The sequence below is a fragment of the Finegoldia sp. P3-F-LR genome, from assembly GCF_052932165.1.
On sequence record NZ_JBRFJE010000002.1, the window covers coordinates 83389 to 99864 of the forward strand.

Below are 16476 nucleotides of genomic sequence, written 5' to 3' on the forward strand. Positions count from 1 at the left end.
TAAAAATGAAAGGGAAAAACATGAACGATGAAAAAAACATTGTTGTAGATTTAAAAGACATATCAAAATCTTTTGGCAGCAATAAAGTACTTGATAATGTAAATTTCACACTCCATGAAGGAGAGGTTCATGCTTTGTTAGGTGAAAACGGAGCTGGGAAGACAACTCTAATGAATATACTTTATGGGTTGTATGAACCTACATCTGGAAGTGTTACAGTAAAAGGAAAAACTTTTGATCAAATGACTCCTAAATTAGCAATACAAACTGGTATAGGAATGGTGCATCAACACTTTATGCTTATAGAACCATTTACTGTTTATCAAAATATTGTTTTAGGAAAAGAAATAACAAGTAAAGGTGGAATTTTGGATAATAAAAAATCCATCGATGCTGTAAAAGAATTGTCCGAAAAATACGGTTTGATGATTGATCCAGAAGCGAAAGTTGCTGATATTTCAGTAGGAATGCAACAAAGAGTTGAAATCTTAAAATGTTTGTATCGTGGAGCGGATATTTTGATATTTGATGAACCAACAGCGGTTTTAACTCCACAAGAAATAGATGATTTTATAAAAATTGTAAAAAATCTTACAGAATTAGGAAAATCAATAATAATAATTACACATAAATTATCTGAAATTAAAGCAATGGCAGATTACTGTACAGTAATTAGACGTGGAAAATTTATCGATAAGTTAAACGTCAAAGAAATCGATGAAAATATTTTAGCAGAAAAAATGGTTGGTCGTGATGTAAGATTTAATGTTGAAAAAGAAGACCAAGAGCCAGGCGAAGTTGTATTAGATATTAAGAATTTGGTTGTAAAAGATTCCAGAAATATTGATGCTGTAAAGAATTTGAATCTTCAAGTAAGAAGAGGAGAAATTGTTGGCGTTGCAGGTGTAGATGGCAATGGCCAATCGGAATTGATTGAGGCAATCACTGGTCTTAGAAAAATAGAATCTGGACAAGTTACATTAAAAGGAAAAGAAATCACTAATCATTCTCCAAGAGATATTATAGATTCAGGAATGAATACTATACCAGAAGATAGACAAAAACACGGACTTATATTGGATTATTCTATAGCCGACAATTTAATTTTGGAAAATGTTAAAAAGAAACCTTTTAGCAAAGGATTAAAGCTAGATTTTGATGCTATAAACGACAATGCAAAACAATTAATCGAAAAATTCGATATCAGACCTAATGATTATCATCAAAAAACAAAGAATTTATCAGGTGGTAATCAACAAAAGGTAATTATTGCAAGAGAAATTTCCAATGATCCTGATTTGTTAATAGCAGCTCAACCAACTAGAGGATTGGATGTTGGGGCAATAGAATTTATTCACAAATATTTAGTGGATCAAAGAAACAAAAACAAAGCAGTATTGTTAGTTTCATTTGAATTAGATGAAATAATGGATTTATCAGATAATATAGCAGTAATATTTGATGGCAAAATCGTTGGAGAAAAACCAGCAAAAGAAACTAATGAAATGGAACTTGGTAGATTAATGGCTGGAGGTGTTGTAGATGAAAAATAACAATGAAAAAATTTCAATATTCACAAAGTACAACAAGCTATTCTTCATGCTTTTATCTATTTTGATAGGTCTGTTAGTTGGAGCTTTGGCTTTAATATTAGCAGGTTATAATCCTTTAGAAGCATACAAGCTAATGCTTGAAGGAATATTTAAAAGACCGAAAAATGTTGGCTGGACAATTGTAAATGCCATTCCAATTATATTCACAGGACTTGGTGTTGCGTTTGCATTTAAAACAGGATTATTCAACATCGGGGCAGAAGGTCAATACATTGTTGGAACAATGGTTGCATTTTTATTAGGATATAATCTTCACTTACCAGCATTTATTCATGTACCTGTAGTAATAATTGTTGGAATGTTAGCTGGGGCAGCTTTTGGAGCATTAGCTGGATTTTTGAAAGCTAAATTTGGAATACATGAAGTTATATCAACAATAATGCTTAACTGGATAGCTTTTTACTTTAACAATATGGTTGCGAATTATCCAAAATTCAAAGCACCGAACTCTATGGGAACTCACGAAGTTCAAGAAAGTGCGAAAATTACATTGATGCAAAATGTAAAAGGGCTACCAAAAGCAATCGACAACTTCTTCAAAGCTCCAATTCACTTGGGATTGATATTAGCAATTGTAGCAGCAATTTTATTATGGTATATTTTGAAGAAAACTAATTTAGGATATGAATTAAAGGCTGTAGGTCTTAACCAAGATGCGGCAAAATACGGTGGAATTGATGTCAATAAAAAATTGACATTATCTATGGCAATAAGTGGTGCAGTGTGTTCACTTGGCGGAATCACTCAAGTTTTAGGATACAGATACACAATTTCTGCATTATCTAGTATGGAGAACTTTGGATTTGATGGACTTGCAGTAAGTTTACTTGCAAATAATAACCCAATAGGTTGTATTTTCTCTGGATTATTTTTTGGTGGATTGAAATACAGCGGTGCAAACGTACAAAGAGTTTTGCATGCGCCAACCGAAATGATTAATATAATAATGGGAACCATTATTTTGTTCACAGCAATTCCATTGATGTTCAGAATAATAAAATCTAGATTTAAAAATAAAGGAGGCAAATAATGAACTTAGTACTTTTAGGATTAGTAATAGGTAATACATTAATCAATGCGACTCCTATTTTATACGCTGGATTAGGTGGTATGATTTCTGAAAAGTCTGGAGTTACAAACATCGGACTTGAAGGTATGATGACAATAGGTGCATTAATTGCAGCCACTGTGGGATATTATACTCACAACCCTTGGTTAGCGTTTTTGTGCGGTGGGCTAAGCGGTATGGTATTTGCATTAATTCACGCAGTTGTATCCATCACATTTGCAGGAGATCAAACTATTTCCGCAATAGCTATAAATTATTTAGGACCTGGTGTTGCTTTATTTGTTTCTAGAATATTCTTCGATGGAGCAACTCAAACGAAACCAATTGAACCACAATTCAAAATTCCAGTATTATTTGACGGAATTCAAAATAAATTCTTAGCTAACGTAATTTCATTACCTGCTACAGTTTATTTGGTATTTGTTTTAGTATGTTTGATTTATATATTTATGTACAAAACAAAATGGGGAATGAGATTGATTGCAGTTGGTGAACATCCAAAAGCAGCAGAAACTTTGAATATAAATGTATTTTTCGTTAGATACATGGCTGTTTTATTCTCAGGATTTATGGCTGGTTTAGGTGGAGCTACAATGTCTATTTCCCTTGTATCTTCATTCTTCCCTGCATTAGTTGCTGGACAAGGTTTTATAGCTTTGGTTACAGTAATATTCGGAAAATGGACTCCACAAGGTGTTATGTTAGCAGCGTTATTCTTCGGATTCGCTCAATCAATATCTGTTGTGTTGGGAGGAACAAATCTACCAATACCATCAGAATTAATATCAATGATTCCATATGTTGCAACATTAGTTGTATTGATACTATTTGGTGGAAAAACAAAAGCACCTACAGCAGATGGAATTCCTTATTTGAAAGATGATATAGCACTTTAATTGAACAAAAATAAAGGTAGTGTGAATTTCACACTACCTTTTTAAAATTCAATCTAAATTAAATTACGCTCTACATAAAAGCTCAAGATTTTTCCGTCGTAAGAAATTATTCCAGAGTCAACCATTGAGCCAAGTAGATTTATATCATTATAATCTGATTCCCATCCCAATAAATTTGCATAATAATCTTCAATTTGAGGAGATCTTCTTACATTGATAAGTCTTTTCATATCTTCAAGATGTTGTGGTGTTTTTGTTGGCATTCCTTCGGCAATAATTATCAATTTATCATCTTTAAATTCTGAATCAATTCTGATACTTTTTGTGTCGTACATGAAAAAATAACTTAATATTTCTGATACAATTAATTTAGCTTTTTTTTCTTCGTTACTAATCATCGTTTTTTAACCTCACTCTCATTAAGAAATTATCCATTTCACTAAATACTGGAACTAAAATACCAGCGACAAATCCTCCTGAAAATCCATTGTTGTACAAATTAACTCCGCCATGAACTACTCCTATGTTTAGAACCATAGCCATGTGGAAAAATCCTGCTAAAATACCTCTGAAAAAGCCAAACTCACCAGCGATTGGAGCAAGAGTCGTTCCAAATAAAGCAGCTAAAAGGCTTGATGTAGATAGAGGATTAACTGTATTTAAAATAGAAGCTAGGAATACACCAATTAAAATAGGGATAGTGTTTTTAGGGTGTTTACCAAATGCAGAAAAACCTGTTACAGTAAAAATTCCTCCTATTATTGGTCCACTTATCTTGCCACCTACAATTATGATGTAGCTTGTCGCAATTAGTCCCATAATGCCCATATTAATCATCGTTTGATATAAACCATCAAGCGATATAAAATCCGTCGCCAATCTACCCGAATTGTACATTATATTTTCATATCCATGGAAGGATAAATTATTCTTTATAAATCCTAACAAAAATATGGAAATAAAAAGCAAATACAAAAATATTATTATTCTTATATCATTAACTGGATATACCAAGTTAACAGATTTTATAGTCACATTAAACATTCTTAAAATTCCTACATAAAGCATTCCAACAATTCCGGCTGTAAATCCCATGTTGTATAAGTTATAACCTTGATGAAATCTCAAAAAAGTTCCGGATAAAGGAACCATAATAATTCCTAAACTTATTCCAACTAAATAACTTAATATAATTGAATGTACAATAGATAAATTTGAGTCAAATGCTATTTCGCTAATTAGAGGACCTAATGCACTACCAAATAACGCTGGAAGTATTACAGATGCTCTTGATGTATTTTCTATTTTTGCATAAATCAACACTCCAATAGTTATTGGAATTGTGTTGAAAATATTTTTGCCAAAAAAAGCAAATCCAGTCATAGTGAAAACAGCTGCAACTCCTGGACCAGAAATAACAACATTAAAACTATGTGATAAAATAGTTGATAATAGACAAATCAAGCCAGCATTAAAAAATGCCGCTCCAATATTTGCTAAATACATATAATCAGTAATTAAAGTACAGGGACTTTTAATTATAGTTATCAAACCGTTAAAAATTTCTGTCGGAGAATTAAATAAAAACGCCACTACCATCAGTAATCCAGCTAATGTGTAAAGAAGTTTATAAATTCCCTTTGAGTGAAAAACTTTTTCTTTATCTTTCATAAGACCTCCATTTATAATTTAGTATATTTTATTATAAAGAAGTATAAATTTCAACAAAAAAGGAGCGATATTAAAATATCACTCCATAAAATTCTAGTTAGGTTTATTTAACAGTCTGTTTTTTAATTCTTGTTCCATTGCCATTAATTCTTGTTTTGCTTTAAGTCTATTTTCGTGACCTTCGATTTGAATGTTTCGAACTTCATCTAATGCACTGATAAGTTGCTCGTTAGTGTGTCTAATTGTTTCGACATCAACAATTCCTCTTTCGGTTGCTTTTGCAGTTTCTATAGTACTCATCTTCAATGTGTCAGCGTTTTTACGCAATAAATCATTAGTCAAGTCTGTAACCTTCTTTTGCGCTTCTGCTGCTTGAGAATTATGGTAAACACCTAATGATAAAACCATTTGGTTTTTCCAAATAGGAATAGTATTCACTATTGTAGATTGGATTTTTTCTACCATAACAGCATTAGAAGATTGCACCATTCTTATTTGTGGAGCCATTTGCAAACTCACCATTCTCGTAAGCTCAAGATCATGTAATTTTTTTTCGAATCTAGTAGCTAAATCTCTTAAATCATTTGCTTTTTGCGCAGTGATAGAATTAGGAGAATTTTCGGCCTCTTTGAGCATATTTGGAAGTTCTTCATTTCTTACTTGATCCAATTTCTTTTGTCCAGCAAGAATGTACATGCTTAATTCCTTAAAATATTGCTCATTTAGCTTATACATTTGGTCTAACAATGAAATATCTTTCATCAAAGTAATTTGATGATTTTCTAAAATTTTTGAAATCTCATCTACATTTTTTTCAGCCTTTTCGTAGTTTGCTCTCAAAGCAGTAATTTTATTTGCACCTTTTTTGAAAAAACCAAACACACCTTTATCTTCAGTTTCATCAAATGATTTTAATTCTGTAACAACGGAAGATAAAAGATTACCAACTTCTCCAAGATCTTTTGTCTTTACTGAATTTAAAGTTTTTTCAGAGAAACTAGCGATTTTCTTTTGGGCTCCAACTCCGTATTGTAAAACGATGTTGGAATTAGATAAATCAATTTGTTTAACAAATTCATCAACAGTTTTTTGTTCCTCAGGAGTAAGGTTAACTTTTTGTTCAAATTCTGGGTAAAAAACTTCATCTTCTTTAACTTCATTTAGTGTAGGTTCTTCTACATCCAAGGTCAATTTAATAGGTTTATCTTCCATTATTCAGCACCTCTCTTAAACATAGTATTTTTCTCAATCAATCCATCTTGTGACAACAAAGTATTCATAACTTCGATTTCCGAGTTAATATTCAAAATATCATCGCTGTACAAATCTGTTAAAAGCTTTGAAAAAGCTTTATTGATATTTTGAATAGCATTTTTAATATCATTTTTTGATTTTTCTACGCTTAATATATCATTCTTTTCATTTTCAAATTGAATATAATTTTTCACCAAATTTATAGCAGTTGGAGTGTAATAATCAACGAATTTATTAAGCCCATTGACATCAGAATTTTCGTTTTGAATTTGATTATTTATCGACACTAACAAATCCTTTAATTTAATGACATCTTGTTTGAAATCAAAATCCTTTACAGATGTGATTAAATTTTCAGTTATCGTAATATAATTAGTAATATCTCTGTTAGATTCAATCTCTTTTTGGTTTTCTTCTGATTTGCTTTCATCTAAGTAATGAGCTTTGTATGCATCGTAGCTTGTCCTGTCCAATAAAAACAAATGACCATTTTCAACGACACGAGCTTGTGGGAAGTATCTTTTGTTTATGAAATAAATTAGTTCCTTACTACATTTTTCGACAGGAAGATTAACAGCCGATGCAAAATCTTCTACGCTTAAAATTTTATTGTCTCCAATTTCTGTTTTGTATCGTAAAAATCGTTGTAATTTTGATGCGTGTATATGTGACAAAAATCCCACAACACCAAATCCCAAACTTATCATAATACCAGAAAACAGATCAGGTAAACTATGGGTCAACGATGAGACAGAGCCAAATAAAGTCATAGCGCCTATAGCATAACTAATATTTCTTAGTGCAAAATAACTTTTTGGATTAATCTTTTTTTGAGTTACTAATTTAGAGTCTTTGTTTGCCAGATATTGTTGTTTTGGTTTAGGTTTTAGATTAAATGTGTTCATAACTACATTTAAACCGTTTTTTGATAAATCCAACGCCATATCAATAGATTTTTCTATTATTTCACCAACTTTCGAAAAATCATTGTCGCTTATAGCGTTATCTATATATTCTTCTAATTTGTTTTTCTTCATTTCACACCTTCCTATTACTATTGTATCATATATAGTAGTTGAAATTAAATGAATTTTATTTACAAAAATTCAAATCGATTTTTAAATATCGCTTTGACTTTTAAATATTTTCAATTCAGTTTATAATAGTATTAGATTTTCAAAATAAAATACAGGAGGATATATGGAAGAAATAAGTGCAGGTGGGGTTGTTATCAATAATGGTAATGTTGCTGTGCTTAAAAAGTTCCGTGGTGAATGGGTTCTTCCTAAAGGTAGGGTAGAGAAAGGAGAAAGCTTAGAAGAAACTGCAATTAGAGAAGTTTTTGAAGAATCGGGACTAAGAGCTGAGATTGTTAAGTATATTGGATATGTAAAATATAAATACAGACACATGGATGGCACGAAAGTTCTTAAAACAGTTCACTATTTTTATATGGTAACGAAAGATAATAATATTATCCCACAAAGAGAAGAAGGCTTTGCAGAAGGAGATTTTATGAATCTCGACAAAGCTTTAAGATATGTGCGTCACAGCGCAGAAAAAAATATGATAAAAACAGCTAAATCGTTTATAGAAAAAAGGTAAAGATATGAGCTTTTCATCTGATATTAAAACTGAAATAATAAGTAATCTTGATGACTATGATGTTTTGGCAATGCTATCAGCTTTTACTAAGACAATAGGTACCTTGAATTACAATTCATTAGGTGTAAAGATTACATTAAAAACAGAAAGTAATCCAGTTGCAAGATTAATCTTTTCTAATTTAAAAAAACATTACAATTATGAATGTGATATGAAAGTTATTCACAACAATAATCTTCGTAAGAAAAATATCTACGAAATATTGATTGATGATAAGATATCAAAACAATTTTGTGAGGATACGCACACTTCAACTAGCCCTTTTGACTTTGATTTGGGAATTGATGAAGAATTAATTGATTCCAATACGAAGAAAATTAGTTTCCTACAAGGGGCTTTTTTAGGGACGGGTTTTTGTTATGACCCATCAAAAATGTATCATTTAGAGATGATTTTCAAGCAAGAAAATGTTGGTAACCAAGTAAAAGGCTTACTTCAAGGTTTTGGAATAAAATCTTCTATTTTTGAGAGAAGTGAAAATTATGTTTTGTATATCAAAGAAGCTGAAGCAATTTCTGATTTTTTGAGTTTGGCTAAAGCATATAATAGTGTTTTAAAACTTGAAAATATCAGAGCATTCAAAGATATAAAAAATAATGTCAACAGAAGGTTTAATTTTGAGACAGCAAATTTGAATAAAACGGTTGATGCTGCTTTGAAACAAAAGCTTATAATAGAAAAAATTGATAACACGATAGGTCTTGAATCGCTAGATCCACTATTGTTGGAATTAGCTTATGCCAGAATAGAAAATCCAGATGTTTCATTAAAAGAATTAGGAGAAATGATGACTCCTAAGATTTCAAAATCTGGAGTTAGTTACAGACTTAATAAACTTAAAAAAATTGCTGATGATTTATAATTGTCAGCAATTTTTCTTTTAAAATAACCAAACTTATTATAAAATAAGGCTAAAGGAGTTTGAAATGATAGATACGTTTACGCATTTACATGTTCATACAGAATACAGTTTACTAGATGGATTTTCTCCAATAGAAAAACTTTTAGATAAAGTTGAAGAATTGCAAATGAAATCCATCGCTATTACTGATCACGGTAGTATGTTTGGAACAGTAAAGTTTTATAAGGAATGCAAAAAAAGAAACATAAAACCTATTATTGGTTGTGAAATCTACACGACTAATAAGGATCATAAAATTAAAAATCCAGAAAATAAATTCTACAATCATTTAGTTCTTTTGGCTAAAAATCAAATAGGTTATTCTAATTTGATGAAAATTGTGTCACTTGGATATGTTGAAGGATTTTATTATAAACCAAGAGTGGATAAGGATACTTTGAGAAAATATTCTGATGGAATCATTGCTTTGTCTGCGTGTTTGAAAGGAGAAGTACAAGAATCTCTAATTAGATATGGATATGATAAGGCAAAAGATGTTGCAAAGGAACTAAAAGATATTTATGGAGAAGACTTTTACTTAGAATTACAAAACCATTCTTCACGAGAAGATATGGTTGTTATGGAAAATATTCCAAAAATCGCTAAGGAATTAGATATCGGACTTGTGTGTACTAATGATGTTCATTATATTGAAAAAGAAGATTATAAAATACACAATATTTTGATTTGTCTTCAAACAGGCAAAACAATCGAAGAAGACAATAAAATGAGCTACATTCCAGGGGAGTTTTTTCTGAGAAGTGAAGAACAAATGAGAGATTTGTTCAAAGATTATCCTGAAGCAATCGAAAACACGAAGAAAATTGCAGAAATGTGTAATGTTGAACTTGAATTCGGTAATCTTCATCTACCTTATTTTGCGATTCCTGACGGATTTACAAACAGTAGCTATCTAAAAAAACTCGTTTTTGACGGATTAGAAAAAAGATTTGCAAATGATGACAGAATAGAAGAAGCGAAAGAAAGATGTGAATATGAACTATCTGTAATTGAAAAGATGGGATATGTTGATTACTTTTTAATCGTCTGGGATTTTATAAGATTTGCAAAATCACAAGGCATTCCTGTTGGACCTGGACGTGGTTCTGCAGCGGGAAGTATTATAAGTTATTGCTTAGAAATTACAGATATCAATCCATTGGATTACAATTTAATTTTCGAAAGATTTTTGAATCCTGAACGTGTTTCTATGCCAGATATTGATATAGATTTTTGTTATGAAAGAAGAGAAGAAGTAATAGATTACGTAGTTAATAAGTACGGCGAAGATAAGGTTGCTCAGATTGTAACTTTTGGAACAATGGCAGCTAGAAATGCTATAAGAGATGTTGGAAGAGTTCTTGCTATGGATTTTAAAACTGTGGATGATACAGCCAAGAAAGTTCCTAATCTTTTGAATATCAATATAGACAAATCACTGGAAATTTCTCCGGAATTTAGAAAAGCTTACGAAGAAAACCGTGATGTAAAAAAATTAGTCGATGTTGCACGAAGAGTTGAAGGAATGCCACGTCACACATCAACTCACGCAGCTGGTGTGGTTATTTCCAAGCTTCCAATCATGGAATATGTTCCGTTGGCAATTAACAAAGATGCTGTCATTACACAATTCAATATGACAGAACTTGAAGAGCTCGGATTGCTGAAGATGGACTTTTTAGGTCTTAGAACTTTAACTGTAATCAGTGATTGCATGAAATTTATCAAAAAAAATAAAAATATAGATGTAAGCTTTGAAGATATGGACGAAAATGATCCTAAAGTTTTGTCAATGTTTACAGTTGCACAAACTCTGGGAATATTTCAATTTGAATCACAAGGCATGAGAAATTTCTTAAAAGAATTAAAGCCAACTAAATTTGACGATTTAATTGCTGCAAATGCTTTGTTTAGACCTGGTCCAATGAATGAAATTCCGACTTACATTCACAATAAACACAACGAAAAAGATGTTGAATATTTATCTCCGTTACTTGAAGATATTTTGAAACCAACTTACGGTACGATTGTTTACCAAGAGCAAGTTATGCAAATTGTACAAAAAATCGCGGGATTTAGCTTGGGAGAAGCTGACAATTTGAGACGTGCTATGAGTAAGAAAAAAATGAAAGTTATGGAAGATGGTAGGAAAGAATTTATCTTTGGAAAAGAAGATGAAGATGGAAATATTTTGATTGAAGGAGCTATTAGAAGAGGAGTTGGTGAGGATATTGCAAATAAAATCTACGATTTGATGATAGACTTTGCAAAGTATGCATTCAACAAATCTCACTCTGCAGCCTATTCGTTAGTAGCAATGAGGACAGCTTGGTTAAAATATTATTATCCAGTAGAATTCTTAGCAGCGCTTATATCTTCGGTTATGGGAAACACTTCACAACTTTCGTTGTATATTGAAGAAGCAAGAAGACTTGACATAAAAATTGAGGCGCCAGATATCAATTACAGCTTAGATAAATTTGACGTGAAAGATAATTCTATAATTTATGGATTGAAAGCTATAAAAAATGTAGGAACGAATTTAATAGAGCAAACAATTATTTCAAGAAATGAAAATGGTAAATTCAAAAGTTTTAGAGATTTTGTGGAAAGAATTTATGCAAAAGATAAATCAGCTATAAATAAAAGATCGATTGAATCATTAATAAAAGCGGGAGCGTTTACATCTCTGGGAGAAACAAGAGCGACATTAATGCTTCAATATCAATCTATCATTGACTCAGTTCAATCGGGTTTAAAAAACAACGTACCTGGTCAATCAAATTTGTTTGATATGTTTGAGTCCAAAGATGACGATGATCGAGACGATTTTACTAGAAGAGAAGAGTTCGATAAATCAGAACTTTTGAGAATGGAAAAAGAGGTATTGGGTATATATTTATCAGACCATCCTTTAAGAACTTACTCAAACATCATAGAGAAATATTCCAATTTTTCTACAGGAGACTTAGAAGATGATGCTTACAATGAGAAAAACTTCGACGGGAAAAGAGTTAAAGTCGTAGGAATAATTGAATCAATCAATAAAAAATTCACCAAAAATCAAAAGATAATGGAATTTGTTAAATTTGAAGATTTGTATGGAACTATGGAATTGATAGTTTTTCCACAAAAGTACGAACAATATTCAGATATTTTAAATGAAGATGAAATTTTGATTGTGAGTGGAAGATTGAATATTATTGAAGGAGAAGATCCAAAAATTTTGGTAGATAACATTCAAAGTATCAAAACTATTTCAAACGTTGAAAAACAAGATGAAACACAGCCAAAATTATTTTTAAGAATTACAAAAAATATGCCAAGTTATATCTTGGATAAAGTCAAACCAGTACTACTCAATAGCAAAGGAAATACTCAATCAAATATATATTTTGAAGAAAAGAAACAAAACTACTTGCTTGGAAATGAATTTAGAATTTCTGTGGAAGATGATACTATTGATCAATTAGTTTCATTATTAGGAAGAGAGAATGTAGTTTTAAAATAGAGGTTAATTATGAAAACAATAGCAATATTGACAAGTGGTGGCGATGCACCTGGAATGAATGCCTGCATTCGTTCTATAGCTAGAACTTGTATTTACAATGGAATAAGAGTAATGGGAATAAGATCTGGATATGATGGTCTTATGAATGGAAATATTTACGAAATGAATGTGTCTTCAGTTGCAGATATTATCCACAGAGGTGGAACTATTTTGGGTTCTGCTAGATGTAATGAATTTAAAACTGAAGAAGGTCAAAACAAAGGCGCACAAATATTAAAGGATTTCGGAATAGATGGGCTAGTCGTTTTAGGAGGAGATGGTTCATTTAAAGGTGCAAGTGCACTAAGCAAAATAGGAATATCTACGATTGGAATTCCTTGTACAATTGATAACGATATGGGTTATACTGATTATACGATTGGATTTTTTACTGCCGTTGAAACAGTAAGTGATGCGATATCAAAATTAAGAGATACATCTTCAAGCCATGGTAGAGCAAATATAATTGAAGTTATGGGAAGAAATTGTGGAGATATTGCTCTTTATTCAGGTGTTGCATCTGGAGCAGAATCAATCCTAGTTCCTGAAGTTGAATTAAATATTGATGAAGTCACAGAAAAGATAGAACGAGGAAGAAAAAGAGGAAAGCTTCATCATTTAATCATGCTTGCTGAAGGAGTCGGTGGAGCTTACGATATTAAAGACATAATTGAAGAAAAAACAGGAGTTGAGACAAAAGTTACAATTTTAGGTCACGTTCAACGTGGAGGTACACCTTGTACTTTTGATAGATTAATGGCAACTCAAATGGGAAATTTAGCAGTAAAATTAATCATGGAAGAAAAAACAGGATTAGCAATAGCTATGAAAGACAATAAGATAATCACAGTTCCAATAGATGAAGCAGTAGCAACAAAAAGAAATTTCAGAGAAGATTTGTACGAAATATCTAAGGAAATTTCAATATAGATAGGAGTAAATATGTTAAAGAAAACTAAAATAGTCTGTACTATAGGTCCAGCATCAGATTCTTTAGAGACTTTAAAAACATTGATGCAAAGTGGAATGAACGTGTGTAGATTGAACTTCTCACATGGAAGTCATGAAGAGCATTTACAAAGAATAAAAAACATAAAACAAGCACGAGAAGAATTGGATTTGCCAATAGCAATAATGTTAGATACAAAAGGTCCCGAAATTAGATTGGGAGATTTTGGAGTTGATCAAGTTAAACTTTCAATTGGTGATCAATTCACATTAACTACAAGAGACGTAACTGGAGATCAAAATATCTGTTCAGTGAGGTACAAAGGACTTCCAGATGATTTGGATATCGGGAAGAAAGTATTGATAGATGATGGATTAGTTGAATTAGAAGTTGTAGAAATAAAAGATACAGATGTGATTTGCAAAGTTAACAACTACGGTATTTTGAAGAGCAAAAAAGGAGTCAATATTCCTAATTCAAAGGTAAAATTACCAGCGATTACTGAAAAAGATATTTCAGATATAAAATTCGGAATTGAAAATGGAATTGATTATATAGCTGCATCTTTTATCAGAAAATCACAAGACGTATTAGATATTAGAAAAATATTAGAAGAAAATAACGGAAACGACATAAAAATAATATCTAAAATTGAATCTCAAGAAGGCGTGGATAATTTGGACGAAATTATCAACACTTCTGATGGAATTATGGTAGCAAGAGGAGACTTAGGTGTAGAAATCCAAACTGAAATTATGCCTATAGTTCAAAAAGAAATAATCAAGAAAACTTCATTAGCTGGAAAACCAGTTATTACTGCGACACAAATGTTAGATTCTATGATTAGAAACCCAAGACCAACCAGAGCGGAGGTTACAGACGTAGCGAATGCGATTTTGGACGGTAGCGATGCTGTTATGCTTTCTGGAGAGACTGCAGCAGGAAATTATCCAGTAAATGCTGTAAAAGTTATGAATGATATCGCAATTAATACTGAAAATTCTGAAGAGTTTAAAGAAGCAGCGAATAAAAGGTTGAAATGGTTGGACATTACAACAACGAATGCAATAAGTATTGCAACTAGAAGTATTAGTGAACAATTGGGAGCAAATGCGATTGTAGTAGCTACAACTTCAGGTTCAACAGCTAGAAATGTTTCAAAATATCGTCCGTTGTCACCAATAGTTGCAGCTACTACAGCAGAAAGTGTAATGAGAAAACTATCTTTAATTTGGGGTGTTCATCCAGTTCTTAGCGAATTGAGTGAAAACACTGATGAAGTAATTGATAGATCAATTTCTGCGGGTATCAAAAAAGATTTGGTTCACGAAGGAGATTTAATTATAATCACAGCAGGCCTTCCGGTTGGAGTTTCTGGAACTACAAATTTATTAAAAGTACACACAATTGGTGATATTTTGATTGAAGGAACAGGAATTGGTAAAAAATCCGTTACTGCAAAAGCTAGAGTTGCCAAAGGTGTAGAAGATTTGGCTTCTAAATTTGAAGATGGAAATGCAATTGTATTGTACAGTTTGGAAAGAGAATTCGTTCCATATATTCAAAAAGCTTCTGCAATTATTGTGGAAGAAGGTGGACTAACATCACCTGCTGCAATTGTTGGATTGCATTTGGGAATTCCAACGATTGTAGGATGTAAAGATGCTGTAAGTAAAATCAAAGATCAAGAAATTTTGACTATTGATCCAATAGCTGGGTTAGTTTATCGCGGAGCAGCCAAGATTTTATAACGGTAATGTGGTACAATAAACTTAGAGGTAGAAAATGAATACTGTAATATTTGATATGGATGGCGTAATAATTGATAGCGAAGTAATTTATATTGATTTTTTCAAAAAAGTACTTCAAGATTTTGACGTCGAAATATCTGAAGAAGATTTGTTTTCTCTTGCTGGTTTGAGTCAACAAAAAACCGATGAATTTTTGAAATCAAAACTTCATAGAAAACCTGAGGAAGTATATAGTTTGATGAAAAAATATATCGATGATGATAAAATAAACTACAGTTCTATAGTAATGGATGGATTTTATCCATTACTAAAAGAACTAAAAAGAAAAAATTTTAAGATTGCATTAGCATCTTCATCACCAAAAAAAACTATTAACAATGTTTTAGAAGAATTAGATATAAAGGATGAATTTGATGCGATAATAAGCGGTGAGGATTTTAAAGAATCAAAGCCAAATCCCGAAATTTACATTAAAACATGTGAGATTTTGGGAGTACGTCCCAAAGATGCTATTGCAATTGAAGATTCTGATTACGGTATTGATTCTGCAAAGAATGCAGGATTAACAGTAATTGCCAGAAGAGAGAATAGATTTAATTTTAAACAAGACAAAGCTGATTTTATTGTCGATAATTTACAAGATATTAAGATTATATTGGAAAAATTTGAAAAAGAAAAAAATGGCGTTTACAAAATCAGAAGAAAATCAAAAGAATTTGTAAAAGCAATGTTTTTTATTGATCGAGAATCTTTCAATGATAATGTGGATGATTGTGATATTTATTGTTTATATCGAAATGATAAAATGAAATCTGCAATCATAAAAAAACATGATAAAATAATATACAAGAATGTAGAATCAGAGATGGATTATAAATTAATACTAGAAGGAATAGAAAATAAGGAAATAGATGAGATTAGATAAATTTTTAAAAAATTCAAGGATTATTAAAAGAAGAACTGTAGCCAAGACTGCTTGTGAATCCCAAAGAGTTAAAATCAACGACAAAATCGCTAAACCTGGAGACAACGTAAAAGTCGGAGATATAATTGAAATAAGTTTTGCTCAATCGGTTTTAAAGGCAAAGGTTACTGAATTGATAGATAATCCAAAGAAAGACGATGCAGATAAAATGTTTGAAACTTTAGGAGATTAA

General features: G+C 31.3%; 14 protein-coding genes. 10 read left to right on the forward strand and 4 right to left on the reverse strand.

What is annotated here, in order from left to right; translation table 11 throughout:
• The first annotated feature begins 20 nt into the window (after nucleotides 1-20).
• From ACU68U_RS01465 to ACU68U_RS01475, 3 genes are read left to right on the forward strand one after another with little or no spacing between them, the layout of a single operon-like run.
• Nucleotides 21-1553 carry an ABC transporter ATP-binding protein gene (locus ACU68U_RS01465; protein WP_353317185.1) on the forward strand — a complete coding sequence of 511 codons (1533 nt, stop codon included), beginning with the start codon at nucleotides 21-23 and terminating at the stop codon, nucleotides 1551-1553.
• Entirely contained in the window at nucleotides 1543-2643 is a 1101-nt protein-coding gene (locus ACU68U_RS01470) for an ABC transporter permease (RefSeq protein WP_094207287.1), read from the forward strand. The genes ACU68U_RS01465 and ACU68U_RS01470 overlap by 11 nt, the downstream gene beginning before the upstream one ends.
• A complete protein-coding gene (locus tag ACU68U_RS01475; RefSeq protein WP_094207286.1) occupies nucleotides 2643-3578 on the forward strand; it encodes an ABC transporter permease in 936 nt (311 codons plus the stop codon). Before ACU68U_RS01470 ends, ACU68U_RS01475 begins: the two co-directional genes overlap by 1 nt.
• Before the next feature lie 53 nt (nucleotides 3579-3631).
• Here ACU68U_RS01475 and ACU68U_RS01480 read toward each other — a convergent pair whose 3' ends face one another.
• The 4 genes from ACU68U_RS01480 to ACU68U_RS01495 all read right to left on the reverse strand — a co-directional run bounded on the left by ACU68U_RS01480 (nucleotide 3632) and on the right by ACU68U_RS01495 (nucleotide 7540).
• Entirely contained in the window at nucleotides 3632-3976 is a 345-nt protein-coding gene (locus ACU68U_RS01480) for a hypothetical protein (protein ID WP_094207284.1), read from the reverse strand.
• Nucleotides 3969-5249 carry a DUF1576 domain-containing protein gene (locus ACU68U_RS01485; protein ID WP_446762579.1) on the reverse strand — a complete coding sequence of 427 codons (1281 nt, stop codon included), beginning with the start codon at nucleotides 5247-5249 and terminating at the stop codon, nucleotides 3969-3971. Before ACU68U_RS01485 ends, ACU68U_RS01480 begins: the two co-directional genes overlap by 8 nt.
• 93 nt (nucleotides 5250-5342) lie before the next feature.
• Complete coding sequence (locus tag ACU68U_RS01490) at nucleotides 5343-6461, reverse strand: toxic anion resistance protein (protein ID WP_094223567.1); 1119 nt, start codon at nucleotides 6459-6461, stop codon at nucleotides 5343-5345.
• Complete coding sequence (locus ACU68U_RS01495) at nucleotides 6461-7540, reverse strand: 5-bromo-4-chloroindolyl phosphate hydrolysis family protein (RefSeq protein WP_094208775.1); 1080 nt, start codon at nucleotides 7538-7540, stop codon at nucleotides 6461-6463. The genes ACU68U_RS01490 and ACU68U_RS01495 overlap by 1 nt, the downstream gene beginning before the upstream one ends.
• A gap of 163 nt (nucleotides 7541-7703) precedes the next feature.
• Here ACU68U_RS01495 and ACU68U_RS01500 point away from each other — a divergent pair, with 163 nt between their 5' ends.
• The 7 genes from ACU68U_RS01500 (at nucleotide 7704) to ACU68U_RS01530 (ending at nucleotide 16476) form a co-directional block, all read left to right on the forward strand.
• Entirely contained in the window at nucleotides 7704-8108 is a 405-nt protein-coding gene (locus ACU68U_RS01500; RefSeq protein WP_002836712.1) for an NUDIX hydrolase, read from the forward strand.
• A gap of 4 nt (nucleotides 8109-8112) precedes the next feature.
• Nucleotides 8113-9030, forward strand: a complete 918-nt coding sequence (gene whiA / locus ACU68U_RS01505) for a DNA-binding protein WhiA (RefSeq protein WP_154272784.1) — start codon at nucleotides 8113-8115, stop codon at nucleotides 9028-9030.
• Nucleotides 9031-9094: 64 nt separating this feature from the next.
• Nucleotides 9095-12580: a DNA polymerase III subunit alpha gene (locus ACU68U_RS01510; protein ID WP_446762580.1), complete on the forward strand. Its 3486-nt coding sequence runs from the start codon at nucleotides 9095-9097 to the stop codon at nucleotides 12578-12580.
• A 9-nt stretch (nucleotides 12581-12589) separates the two neighbouring features.
• Nucleotides 12590-13549 (forward strand): 6-phosphofructokinase, encoded by a 960-nt coding sequence (pfkA, locus tag ACU68U_RS01515; protein ID WP_094207277.1) that lies wholly within the window; start codon nucleotides 12590-12592, stop codon nucleotides 13547-13549.
• Between the two features lie 12 nt (nucleotides 13550-13561).
• The gene (gene pyk / locus ACU68U_RS01520; RefSeq protein WP_316529581.1) at nucleotides 13562-15319 is read left to right on the forward strand and encodes a pyruvate kinase; all 1758 of its coding nucleotides are present in this window, start codon (nucleotides 13562-13564) and stop codon (nucleotides 15317-15319) included.
• Nucleotides 15320-15353: 34 nt separating this feature from the next.
• A complete protein-coding gene (locus ACU68U_RS01525) occupies nucleotides 15354-16244 on the forward strand; it encodes an HAD family hydrolase (protein ID WP_446762581.1) in 891 nt (296 codons plus the stop codon).
• Entirely contained in the window at nucleotides 16231-16476 is a 246-nt protein-coding gene (locus ACU68U_RS01530) for an RNA-binding S4 domain-containing protein (RefSeq protein ID WP_094203802.1), read from the forward strand. Before ACU68U_RS01525 ends, ACU68U_RS01530 begins: the two co-directional genes overlap by 14 nt.

Bases quoted from the DNA above. Each gene is read 5' to 3' on its own strand.
- ACU68U_RS01495 (WP_094208775.1), bottom strand. From the start codon at position 7,540: ATGAAGAAAAACAAATTAGAAGAATATATAGATAACGCTATAAGCGAC.
- ACU68U_RS01490 (WP_094223567.1), bottom strand. From the start codon at position 6,461: ATGGAAGATAAACCTATTAAATTGACCTTGGATGTAGAAGAACCTACA.
- ACU68U_RS01465 (WP_353317185.1), top strand. From the start codon at position 21: ATGAACGATGAAAAAAACATTGTTGTAGATTTAAAAGACATATCAAAA.
- ACU68U_RS01480 (WP_094207284.1), bottom strand. From the start codon at position 3,976: ATGATTAGTAACGAAGAAAAAAAAGCTAAATTAATTGTATCAGAAATA.
- ACU68U_RS01525 (WP_446762581.1), top strand. From the start codon at position 15,354: ATGAATACTGTAATATTTGATATGGATGGCGTAATAATTGATAGCGAA.
- pfkA (WP_094207277.1), top strand. From the start codon at position 12,590: ATGAAAACAATAGCAATATTGACAAGTGGTGGCGATGCACCTGGAATG.
- ACU68U_RS01500 (WP_002836712.1), top strand. From the start codon at position 7,704: ATGGAAGAAATAAGTGCAGGTGGGGTTGTTATCAATAATGGTAATGTT.
- ACU68U_RS01470 (WP_094207287.1), top strand. From the start codon at position 1,543: ATGAAAAATAACAATGAAAAAATTTCAATATTCACAAAGTACAACAAG.
- ACU68U_RS01510 (WP_446762580.1), top strand. From the start codon at position 9,095: ATGATAGATACGTTTACGCATTTACATGTTCATACAGAATACAGTTTA.
- ACU68U_RS01485 (WP_446762579.1), bottom strand. From the start codon at position 5,249: ATGAAAGATAAAGAAAAAGTTTTTCACTCAAAGGGAATTTATAAACTT.
- ACU68U_RS01530 (WP_094203802.1), top strand. From the start codon at position 16,231: ATGAGATTAGATAAATTTTTAAAAAATTCAAGGATTATTAAAAGAAGA.
- whiA (WP_154272784.1), top strand. From the start codon at position 8,113: ATGAGCTTTTCATCTGATATTAAAACTGAAATAATAAGTAATCTTGAT.
- pyk (WP_316529581.1), top strand. From the start codon at position 13,562: ATGTTAAAGAAAACTAAAATAGTCTGTACTATAGGTCCAGCATCAGAT.
- ACU68U_RS01475 (WP_094207286.1), top strand. From the start codon at position 2,643: ATGAACTTAGTACTTTTAGGATTAGTAATAGGTAATACATTAATCAAT.